This is a genomic window from Actinomadura sp. WAC 06369, assembly GCF_003947565.1.
In the GTDB taxonomy this organism is placed as follows: domain Bacteria; phylum Actinomycetota; class Actinomycetes; order Streptosporangiales; family Streptosporangiaceae; genus Spirillospora; species Spirillospora rifamycini.
Window position 1 is genome coordinate 1 of record NZ_QHJN01000224.1, and the last position, 10,617, is coordinate 10,617.

7 protein-coding genes are annotated in these 10,617 nt (G+C 72.3%); 4 read left to right on the top strand and 3 right to left on the bottom strand.

Annotated features, from left to right (window positions below):
- The 3 genes from DMH08_RS35925 to DMH08_RS35935 form a co-directional block, all read right to left on the bottom strand.
- Positions 1 to 675 (bottom strand): LacI family DNA-binding transcriptional regulator (locus tag DMH08_RS35925; RefSeq protein WP_148108634.1); only part of this gene is annotated, 675 nt, incomplete at its 3' end.
- Between the two features lie 66 nt (positions 676 to 741).
- Positions 742 to 1,368: a TetR/AcrR family transcriptional regulator gene (locus DMH08_RS35930; protein ID WP_125620617.1), complete on the bottom strand. Its 627-nt coding sequence runs from the start codon at positions 1,366 to 1,368 to the stop codon at positions 742 to 744.
- Between the two features lie 132 nt (positions 1,369 to 1,500).
- The gene (locus DMH08_RS35935; protein WP_125620620.1) at positions 1,501 to 2,958 is read right to left on the bottom strand and encodes an MFS transporter; all 1,458 of its coding nucleotides are present in this window, start codon (positions 2,956 to 2,958) and stop codon (positions 1,501 to 1,503) included.
- Positions 2,959 to 3,330: 372 nt separating this feature from the next.
- Here DMH08_RS35935 and DMH08_RS35940 point away from each other — a divergent pair, with 372 nt between their 5' ends.
- The 4 genes from DMH08_RS35940 (at position 3,331) to DMH08_RS35955 (ending at position 10,532) form a co-directional block, all read left to right on the top strand.
- The gene (locus tag DMH08_RS35940) at positions 3,331 to 4,617 is read left to right on the top strand and encodes an MFS transporter (RefSeq protein ID WP_125620622.1); all 1,287 of its coding nucleotides are present in this window, start codon (positions 3,331 to 3,333) and stop codon (positions 4,615 to 4,617) included.
- Positions 4,618 to 4,683: 66 nt separating this feature from the next.
- Positions 4,684 to 7,434, top strand: a complete 2,751-nt coding sequence (locus DMH08_RS35945) for an alpha-L-rhamnosidase (RefSeq protein WP_125620624.1) — start codon at positions 4,684 to 4,686, stop codon at positions 7,432 to 7,434.
- 21 nt (positions 7,435 to 7,455) lie between these two features.
- On the top strand, positions 7,456 to 8,226 hold the full coding sequence (locus tag DMH08_RS35950) for an SDR family NAD(P)-dependent oxidoreductase (RefSeq protein WP_125620625.1): 771 nt from the start codon (positions 7,456 to 7,458) through the stop codon (positions 8,224 to 8,226).
- Positions 8,227 to 8,279: 53 nt separating this feature from the next.
- Positions 8,280 to 10,532, top strand: a complete 2,253-nt coding sequence (locus DMH08_RS35955) for a glycoside hydrolase family 3 C-terminal domain-containing protein (RefSeq protein WP_233618012.1) — start codon at positions 8,280 to 8,282, stop codon at positions 10,530 to 10,532.
- The last annotated feature ends 85 nt before the right edge of the window (positions 10,533 to 10,617 follow it).

The following is a 10,617-nucleotide window of genomic DNA, read 5'->3' on the forward strand; positions in this document are numbered from 1 at the left end:
GTCGGCGGCTGCGCATGCTCGTGTGACGCCGTCGAGACGGCTGTTGGCCAGTTCGGCGAGTCGGGGGTCGTCGGGGAGGGCGTAGGCGATCTGTCGGTGGCCGCGGGTGATGAGGTGTTCTGCCTGCATGCGGCCGACGCCGCTGCTCCAGGGGGTGTCGGCGAGGCCGTTGTCTTGGGGCGGCTGGGGGAGGACCAGGCCGACGCCCGCTCGTCGCATGGCGTCCTGTTCCTGTCGGGTGAAGGGTTGCATGCCGAAGACGGCTGCGGGGGCGAGGGCGGTGTTCAGTGCGGCCAGCCGTTCCGGCCCGCCGAGGTGGATGTGGGTGACCAGGGTGAGGCCGGCCTCGGTGAGTACCCCGGCGGCGGAGTCGATGAGCCGGTTCATGGCCGGGCCCTGCGGCCAGGGGGGAAGGACGAACAGGACGATGTCGCTCCTGCCGCTGCGCAGTGTCCGGGCGGGAGCGTACGGGACGTAGCCGAGGCGGGCGGCGGCCTGCAGTACGCGTTCCCGGGTCGCCGGGGGAATCGACTGGTTCGGCTTGTCGTTGAGGACGAAGCTCACCGTCGCGCGGGACAGGCCGCTTTCCCGCGCCACGTCGGCGCTGGTGACCCTGCGTGATGGCTTCTTCGCTGACACCGTCGCTCCCGCCGTCGGAACCTCGTCGTGCTGCAAGCAACCGATGTTAGCCGTCGGTTACACGTGTAGGTCCTTGCGCAGGGGCGTTCGAGGGGTGAGCTCTCAGGGGGTCACCATGAGCCGGGTGAGTCGGCGGAGGTGGCGGCGGAAGCGCTGCAGGGTCTCGGGGTCGTCGGGCGGCCTGCGGCGGCTGGAGGCGTCGGGGTAGCCGCTCAGCATGTAGGCGTGCACAGACCAGACGAGGGTCCACATGTGCGCTTCAGGGTCGAGTTCCGGCTTGATGACCCGGGTGAAGAGTTCGAAGCCCGTCTGCTGTGCGGGCGCGCCGATCTCTTCCTCCAGCCCGGTGATGTCGCTGGCGTCGGACATCCAGCGGTGGAACCACAGCCTCGGAACTTCGGGGTTTTCCAGGCACAGCCGCAGGTAGCGGTCGATCATCCGGAACAGCCCCTCGGCATCGGGCGCGAAGTCTTCGCCGACCTCCTCCAGATACTCGTCGATCTGCCGGGCGACCTCCTCGAACGCCGACAGGTACAGGCCGTGCCGCCCTCCGTGGCGGTCGGTCACCGTGTCCACGGTGACGTCGGCGGCGTCGGCGATCATCTGCGTGGACACCGCGTCGTAGCCGAGTTCGGCGAACAGATGGGTCGCCGTGGTCCGTACCCGCTCGTCTGCTTCCTCGCTTCGGCCGTCGGGCCCGGGGCCGGCGCGCTCATCTCCGTCTGCCATCTGGATCACCACCAGGTCATCCGGCTGAAGGACCAGTTCGTTCCACGCTACCTGCCTCGATGCGGCCTCCTGGGAGGACGTCCGGTGGGGCCGCTCGGCCCGCGCACTGGGCGGGCGCGGGCCGGGCGGCGGTCAGCGTGCGGCCTCGCCCGTTTCGGCCTCCTCCAGGCGCTTCAGCTTGGGGACCAGCGCGACGGCGAGGAGGCCGGCGACCGCGAAGCCGGCGGCCAGCCGGAAGGCGTTGGTGAAACCGGCGTCCAAGTAGAACTGGGTGCCCTGCACCACTCTGCCGTCCCGGGCCATCATCACGAAGAACAGTTGTGTCACGACGGTGAGGAGCGTGCCCTGCAGCATGTTCTGAAGACCGTTGGCGCGTGCCTGCTCGGCCGGGGACACCACCTCGATGACCATGACCGGGACGAGCGCGACGATCATGCCGAGGCCGATCGCCGACACGATGCCGACCGTCATCAGCTGCGGCACGGTGTGGTGGAAGTGCGCCGTCAGCCCGTAGCCGACGGCGGCGAACAGGGCAGCGGTCGCCAGGAGGTATCTGCTGTCCACGCGACGGGCGAGCCACCCTGTCGCGACCGCCGTCAGGATGATCACGACGCTGGCCGGTGCGCCGATCCACGCGAGCTTGGTGGCGCTGAACCCCAGCCCGTCGGAAACCGCGGGGATCTTCGGCATCAGCCCGAGCAGCTGGCTGATCGTCCCGGCCGACAGGACGGTGCCGGCGAGCAGTGCCGTCGCCAGGAAGACCGACCAGACGCGGCGGCGGGACAGCATCGAGAGCTCGTAGAGCGGGTGTGCGACGCGGCCCTCGACGACGACGAAGGCGATGATCGCCACTGCTCCGCCGATGACGGAGGCCAGGAACCCGGCGCTGGACCAGCCCCAGTCGCTTCCCCTGCCGACGCCGTAGACGATGGCGGAGACACCGCCGCCGAGGAGCAGTCCGCCGGCCCAGTCCATCGGTGTGCGCTCCTGCCGGACCGGGCTCTCCGGGACGACGGTCATCAGGAGGACCAGGCTCGCCGCGGACGCCGCGGCGAGGAACCACATGGCGCTGCGCCAGCCGTGGCCGTCCAAGAGCCAGCCGGACAGGAAGGGCCCGAACAGCGCGACGAGGCCGACTCCGCCGCCGATCAGCCCGCTGGCGGGGCCGACGAGGCGCGGCGGGAACACGTCCCTGGCGATGGCGAACACCAGAGCCGCGATCGGCGCGTAGAACCCGGCCACGCCGCGGCCGAGCAGAAGGACGGCGAAGTTCGGCGCGAGGGCCGAGACCAGGTCGCCGATCACGCCGAGGACGGTGAGGACGATCATGACGCGCCTCTTGCCGAACAGATCGGCGGCCCTCATCACGAAGGGGGTGAGGAACGCTCCGATCAGTGAGCTGACCAGCACGAACCAGGCGATCTGCGTCGTGTGGAAGTGGACGGCGATCTGGGATTGGGCGTTGCCGGCCAGCAGGCCCGTGACCGACAGCAGTTGGGCAGGCCATATCAGGGCCACCAGCAGGAGTAGGTAGCGCCCGGTGAAGCCGTTGTGCTCTGCCCCGGGCCGTGAGGCGGCGGTCGAGGTCATGGGGGTGGTCCTCTTTCGGAGGTGGGTGGAAAGGGTGACTCGGGACGGACGTCGCCCAGCGGCTGACACGTGTAAGTGCAGAGTGGTCTGGGAGTGCCGGCTGCGGGGGGAGAAGCCCTCGACGTCGAGGATCACTTACACGTGTAACTTCGAGTGCAGGGCAACGTAACAGCGGGGGAGTGTCGTGGCAAGGGTCTGGATGCGGGGTCGAGGACCCGTCGTCCCATGGCCTCCGAGATGTCGGCCGGTCGCCGGTGAGTCGGCTCTTGCCGCGGTGTGAGCTCGGCTGTTAACGTCCTCGCAGCGTTAGTAACACGTGTAAGTAACTCGAGCGGCGGTCCGCTCGCTTTCGAAGCCACCCCGGAGAACGTGTTGTCCGAACCTGTTCCCCTGCCGTCCGTCGCGACGCACGAGACGTCCGCGTCCCCGGACGGGCCGAGCCGTGTCGGCGGCGGGTTCGTCGCGGTCTACGTCGTGGCGTACCTCGCCGTGTACATCGCGGTCATGACACCGGTGCTGGCGTCTCTCGCCATTCGCCTCGAGCAGATCGACCCCGATGGCAAGGAGGCGGCTCTCGGCCTGGTGGTCGGGGTGGGGACCCTCGTCGGGCTCGTGTCCGGTCTGGTCTTCGGGGTGCTCAGCGACAACACCGCCTCCCGGATGGGGCGCCGCCGTCCCTGGATGCTGGCCGGCATGCCGGTGCTGGTCGCCGGTGCGCTGCTCATCGCGGCGTTCGGGTCGGTGGCCGGGGTCCTGGCGGGCTACGTGGTCATGCACCTGGGCCTGAGCATGATCATGTCGCCGCTGACGGCGATCCTGCCGGACCAGGTGCCCGAGGAGCAGCGCGGGAAGGTCGGCGGGCTGATCGGGTTCACCGCGCAGATCGCCGGGGTGGCCGGATTCCAGTTCGCGGGCGCCCTCAGCGGCTCGACGACGCTGCTCTTCCTGGTGCCGGTACTGGTGGCCTGCGGCGGAGTGCTGGTGCTCGTCGTGCGGATGCCCGACCCGCGCCTTCCGAAGGACGCGCGCCGGTCCGGCGACCTCGCCGGGCTCGCCCGCAGCCTCGTGTTCGACCCGCGGCGCCACCCCGACTTCGGGTGGGCCTTCGTGGGGCGGTTCCTGATCCAGTTCAGCCTGATGGTCCTGTCGACGTACCAGCTGTACTTCCTGACCGATCACCTGGGATACGCGCTGGACGACGTGACCGGGCTGCTCGCGATCACCGGCGGGGCCGGGCTGGTGATGACCACGGCGGGGGCGGTCGCGAGCGGTTTCCTCTCCGACCGGCTGAGGCGCCGGAAGCCGTTCATCTACGCGGCGGCCGGTCTCTTCACGGTCGGTTTCCTGGTCGTGGCCTCGGCCTCCTCGTTCGCCGGCGTGCTCGTCGGCTCGCTGTTCATCCTCTTCGGAGCCGGGGTGTTCGGGGCCGTGGACCTGGCGCTGGCGGCGGACGTCCTGCCCGACCGGGAGCGGGAGGCGGGCAGGTTCATGAGCATCTTCCACATCGCCAGCGCGCTTCCCCAGTCGGCGGCGCCGGTGGTGGCGCCGCTCGTGCTGGCGCTGGGAGGCGGTGGGAACTATCCGCTGCTGTTCGTGTTCGCGTCGGGCGTCGCGCTCCTCGGCGGAATGAGCGTCCGGCCGATCAAGGGGGTTCGCTAGCGTGCTACTTACACGTGCTAGTAACCGTGCGCGCTCCGGCCGGATCTTGATGAGGGGGACCATTCGATGACGGCACACGTCGGCACCATCCGTTTCGAGCATCTGCGCGAGCCGCTGGGCGTCGGGACGCCGCGTCCGCGCGTGTCGTGGATCGTCGAGGCAGGCGGGGACGGGTGGACGCAGAGCGCGTACGAGATCGAGGCGCGCGGCGAACGGGTCCGGGTCGATTCCGGTGAGTCGGTGCTGGTGGCGTGGCCGTTCGCGCCGCTGGCGTCGCGCGAGCGGGTCGCGGTGCGGGTGCGCGTCCAGGGGCCGGACGGCTGGTCGCCGTGGAGCGGCGGGGCGCACGTCGAGGCCGGGCTGCTGGAGCCGGACGACTGGTCGGCGCGGTTCGTCGGCCCCGGTGAGGGCTCGCTGGTCCGCGGCGAGTTCGAGGTGCGCGGCCCGGTGCGGTCGGCGCGGCTGTACGCGACGGCCCTCGGGGTCTACGAGGCGGAGCTGAACGGGACGGTCGTCGGCGACCACGTGCTCGCCCCGGGCTGGACGGCCTACGGCCATCGGCTGCGCTACCAGACGTTCGACGTCACCGGGCTGCTGCGGGAAGGCGCCAACTGCCTCGGGGCCGTGCTCGGCGACGGCTGGTACCGGGGACGGCTCGGCTTCGAGGGCAAGCGCGCCCTGTACGGCGACCGGCTCGCGTGGCTCGCGCAGCTCGAGGTCGTCTACGAGGACGGGACGGGCGAGCGGTTCGGCACCGACGCGTCCTGGCGGGCGGCGTCCGGCCCGCTGGTGTCGTCGGACCTGTACGACGGCGAGGTCCACGACGCGCGGCTGGAGCGTCCGGGCTGGTCGTCGCCCGGCCACGACACCGGCGGCTGGTCGCGGGTCGAGGTCGTGGAGCGCGACCCGTCCACGCTCGTCGCCCCGACGGGACCGCCGGTGCGCAGGACCGAGGTCCTGGCGCCCGTGGAGACCGGGACGAAGCCGGACGGCACCCGGATCGTCGACTTCGGCCAGAACCTGGTCGGCAGGCTGCGGGTCACCGCGCGCGGCCGGGCCGGGGAGAAGATCGTGCTGCGGCACGCCGAGGTGCTCCAGGACGGCGAATTGTGCACCGCCCCGCTGCGCACGGCCCAGGCGACCGACACCTACGTCCTGCGCGGCGGCGAGGACGAGACGTGGGAGCCGCGCTTCACCTTCCACGGGTTCCGCTACGCCGAGATCAGCGGTCCGGTGCGGGACGTCGCCGCCGTGGTGTGCCACTCGGACCTGGAGCGCACCGGCTGGTTCACCTGCTCCGATCCGCTGGTGGAGCGCCTGCACGAGAACGCCGTCTGGAGCATGCGCGGCAACTTCCTCGACGTGCCCACCGACTGCCCCCAGCGGGACGAGCGCCTCGGCTGGACGGGCGACCTGCAGGTGTTCGCGCCGACGGCGTCGTTCCTGTTCGACAGCGCCGGCCTCCTGACGTCCTGGCTCGCCGACCTGGCCGCCGAGCAGCGGCGGGACGGCCTGGTGCCCTTCGTCGTGCCGAACGTGATGGGAGCGACCGGCAACGCGGCCGCGGCCTGGGGCGACGCCGCAGTGATCGTGCCCTGGGTGCTGTACCGCCGGTACGGCGACGCGGGCATCATCGAGGCACAGTTCGACAGCATGCGCGCGTGGGTCGACCACGTCGCGGGGCTGGCCGGGCCGGACGGGCTCTGGAACAGCGGCTTCCAGTTCGGCGACTGGCTGGACCCGACCGCGCCTCCGGAGCGGCCGGAGCAGGCGAAGACCCCGCCCGAGATCGTGGCCACCGCCTACTTCGCGCGGTCGGCCGACCTGCTGTCGCGGGCCGCCGCCGTCCTCGGCCGCGCCGAGGAGGAAGGCCGCTACCGCGCCCTGGCGGACAGGGTCCGCCGGGCGTTCCAGGACGAGTACACCACCGCGTCCGGCCGGCTGCTCAGCGACTCGCCCACGGCGTACGCGCTGGCGCTGGAGTTCGCGCTGCTGCCCGGCCCCGAGCAGCGTCGCCACGCCGCGGCGAGGCTCGTCGAGCTGGTGCGCGGAAGCGGCTACACCATCGCCACCGGGTTCGTCGGGACGCCGCTGATCTGCGACGCCCTCACGGAAGAGGGGCACGTTGATGCGGCCTACCGGCTGCTGATGCAGCGCGACTGTCCGTCGTGGCTCTACCCCGTCACCATGGGCGCCACGACGATCTGGGAGCGGTGGGACAGCCTCCTGCCCGACGGCACCGTGAACCCCAGCGGCATGACGTCCTTCAACCACTACGCGCTGGGCGCCGTCGCCGACTGGCTGCACCGCACCGTCGCCGGGCTCGCCCCGGCCGCGCCCGGCTACCGGGAGATCGAGATCCGCCCCCGGCCCGGCGGGGGACTGACCCACGCGGGCGCCCGGCTGCGCACACCGTACGGGGCCGCCGAATGCTCCTGGCGAATCGAGAACGGACGCCTCGACGTGAAGGCCGTCGTCCCCGCGAACGCCACCGCGCACGTCGCCCTGCCGGGCGCCGACCGCTTCACCGTCGGCTCGGGTGCCTACCGCTGGGACGTCCCGTACGCCGCCGACGGGGACGACGCGGCGCCGCTCACGCTGGACAGCACCCTCGCGGAGGTCGCCGACCGGCCCGGCGCACGGCGGGTCCTCGGCGACGCGATCGTCCGGCGGCTTCCGGAACTCGCCGAGCACGTCGAGGCGGGGCTGGGCGCCGTTCAGCAGAACATGACCGTCCGCGAGGCGATCGCGATGATCCCCGGCGGCGGCGACGACCTGCCCGCCGACATCGAGGCCGGCTTCGCCTGGCTCGGCTGACCGAGAGAGAAGAGGAACACCATGATGCGACTCGCCGACCGACGAGTGCTGATCACGGGGGCGGGCTCCGGTATCGGCCGCGCCACCGCGCTGCGGCTGCTCGCCGAAGGCGCCCGCGTGGTGGCCGGCGACATCGCCGAGGACGGGCTGAAGGAGACCGCCGCGCTGGCCGCGGAGGCCGGGACGGCCGACCGGCTCACCGTCACGCCCGTCGACATCGCCGACGAGGCGGCGGTCGGCGCGGCCGTCGCCGCGGCGGTCGAGAACCTCGGCGGCCTGGACGCGCTCGTCAACACGGCGGGCATGCTGCGCGGCGCCCACACGCACGAATGCTCGCTGGAGCTGTGGAACCGGGTCATCGGAGTGAACCTCACCGGAACCTTCCTGATGACGAGGGCCGCGCTGCCCGCGCTGCTGGAGTCCGGGCGGGGCGTGGTGGTGAACTTCAGCTCCACCTCGGCGTTCTTCGCCCACCCGTTCATGGCGGCCTACTCGGCGAGCAAGGGCGGCATCGCCTCCTTCACCCACAGCCTCGCGCTCGAGTACTCCGAGCAGGGCCTGCGGGCCGTGAACATCGTGCCGGGCGGCATCAGCAGCGGCATCACCGACAACATCGCCGACCTGGTGCCCGCGGACGTCGACTGGAACCTCTTCCTGAAGCTGACCCCGGCGATCGGCGACGGCATGCCCGGCCCGGAGAACGTCGCCGGGGTCGTGGCGATGCTCGTCTCCGACGACGGCGCGTTCGTCACCGGCACCGAGATCCGCATCGACGGCGGCGCCCACCAGTGACCCCGCCGCCCCCGGCGGACCGACCCGCAACCGACATGAAAGGAACCGCGAACGTGCCGCGAACCGACCCCGCCGGCCTCCCGCTGGAGCGGAAGGCCGCCCTGCTGTCAGGGCGCGACTTCTGGAGGACGGAGCCGGTGGACGAGGCGGGCGTCCCCTCGATCGTCCTGTCCGACGGGCCGCACGGCATCCGCCTCCAGAAGGGGGAGGCCGACCACATGGGGGTCCACGCGAGCCTCCCGGCCACGTGCTTCCCGCCCGCCGTCGCCATCGGGTCGAGCTGGGACGTCGAGGCGGCGGCCCGCCTGGGCGCCGCCATCGGCCGCGAGGCCCGGGCGCTGGGCGTCGACGTGGTCCTCGGCCCGGGCGTGAACATCAAGCGCTCGCCGCTGTGCGGCCGCAACTTCGAGTACTACTCCGAGGACCCGCTGCTGTCCGGGGTGCTCGCCGCCGCGCACGTGAACGCCCTGCAGGCCGAGGGGCCGGGGGCGTCGGTGAAGCACTTCGCGGCCAACAACCAGGAGACCGACCGGATGCGCGTCAGCGCGGACGTCGACGAGCGCACCCTGCGCGAGATCTACCTGCCCGCGTTCGAACGCGTCGTCACCGACGCCCGGCCCGCGACGGTCATGTCGTCCTACAACCGGATCAACGGCGTGCCCGCCTCGCAGAACCGGTGGCTGCTCACCGAGGTGCTGCGGGAGGAATGGGGGTTCGACGGGGCCGTGGTCTCCGACTGGGGCGGCGTCTACGACCGGGTCGCCGCGCTGGCCGCCGGGCTCGACCTGCAGATGCCCGGGGACGGCGGCGACGGCGACGCCGCGGTCGTCCGCGCCGTCCGGTCCGGCGACCTGGACGAGGCCGTCGTGGACGCGAGCGCCCGCCGCGTCGCGGACCTGGCAGGCCGCCGCGCACCGGCGACGGGAGTCTTCGACACCGACGCCCACCACGCCCTCGCCCGGGAACTCGCGGCGTCCTGCGCCGTGCTGCTGAAGAACGACGGCGCCGCCCTGCCCATCGGCGCGGACGTGCGGCGCATCGCCGTCATCGGCGAGTTCGCCGCCGCGCCGCGCTACCAGGGCGGCGGCAGCTCCCACATCAACCCGACCCGCGTCGACGCGCCGCTGGAGGCCGTCCAGGCGCTGGCCGCCGACCGCGGCCAGAGCGTGACCTACGCGCGCGGGTTCGCGCTCGACGGCGACGGCGACGGGACGGACCTGCGGCGGGAGGCCGTCCGGGCGGCGGAAGAGTCCGACATCGCCGTCGTCTTCCTCGGCCCCGCCAAGGACGCCTCCGAGGGATACGACCGCGCGGACATCGACCTGCCCGCCGAGCAGGTCGAACTCGTCCGCGCCGTGGCGGCCGCCGCCCCGCGGACCGCGGTGGTGCTGTCGAACGGCGGGGTGGTCTCCCTGGAGGGCTTCCACGACGACGTCGACGCGATCCTCGAGGGCTGGCTGCTCGGCCAGGCCGGGGGAGGGGCCGTCGCCGACCTGCTGTTCGGCGTCGCCGTCCCGTCCGGCCGGCTGGCCGAGACGATCCCGCTGCGCCTGCAGGACACCCCGAGCCATCTGAACTTCCCCGGCGAGCAGGGGCACGTCCGGTACGGCGAGGGCGTCATGGTCGGCTACCGGTACTACGAGACGGCCGACCGCGCGGTCCGCTACCCGTTCGGCCACGGCCTGAGCTACGCCACGTTCGCGACCGGCGACATGGACGTCGCCATGACCGGAGAGGACACCGCGACCGTCACCGTGACCGTGACCAACACGGGGGAGCGGGCGGGCGGGCACGTCGTGCAGGTCTACGTCGCCACGACCGCCGGTCCGGTCCGCCGTCCCGCCCGGGAACTGCGCGCCTTCACGAAGGTCTTCCTCGACCCCGGCGAGTCGCGGACGGTCGACCTCCCGCTCGACCGCCGCGCGTTCGCGTACTACGACGTCGAACTCGGCCGCTGGGCGGTCGCGCCCGGCGACTACACGGTGCAGATCGGTGAGAACGCGGCCCGCGTCGTCGCCGAACGGACGATCACCCTCACCGGCGACGCGGTCGCCGCGTCCCTGTCCCTGGACTCCCCGGTCGCCGACTGGTTCGGCCACCCGGTCGTCGGCCCCGTCCTCACCCGGACTCTCAGCGCGGGCATGACCGACGAACAGCGGCGGGAGTCCGAGAAGCACGCCGACATGCTCGACATGGTCGCCTCGCTGCCGATGCGGCAGTTCCTGGCGTTCGTCAGCGTCCCCGCCGAGGACCTCGAGGCGATGATCGAGCTCAGCGAGCAGGCCCCGGCGTCCGCCCCGGCCTGACGAACCGCCGTGGCCCGCCGAGCGGTCCGCGCCGGGCCACGGCACCCACCCACCCCGCACACCAGGAGTCCCCCATGCCCCCCAC

Coding starts and splice junctions, on each gene's coding strand:
- DMH08_RS35945 (WP_125620624.1), top strand. CDS start 4,684: ATGACGGCACACGTCGGCACCATCCGTTTCGAGCATCTGCGCGAGCCG.
- DMH08_RS35930 (WP_125620617.1), bottom strand. CDS start 1,368: ATGGCAGACGGAGATGAGCGCGCCGGCCCCGGGCCCGACGGCCGAAGC.
- DMH08_RS35950 (WP_125620625.1), top strand. CDS start 7,456: ATGATGCGACTCGCCGACCGACGAGTGCTGATCACGGGGGCGGGCTCC.
- DMH08_RS35935 (WP_125620620.1), bottom strand. CDS start 2,958: ATGACCTCGACCGCCGCCTCACGGCCCGGGGCAGAGCACAACGGCTTC.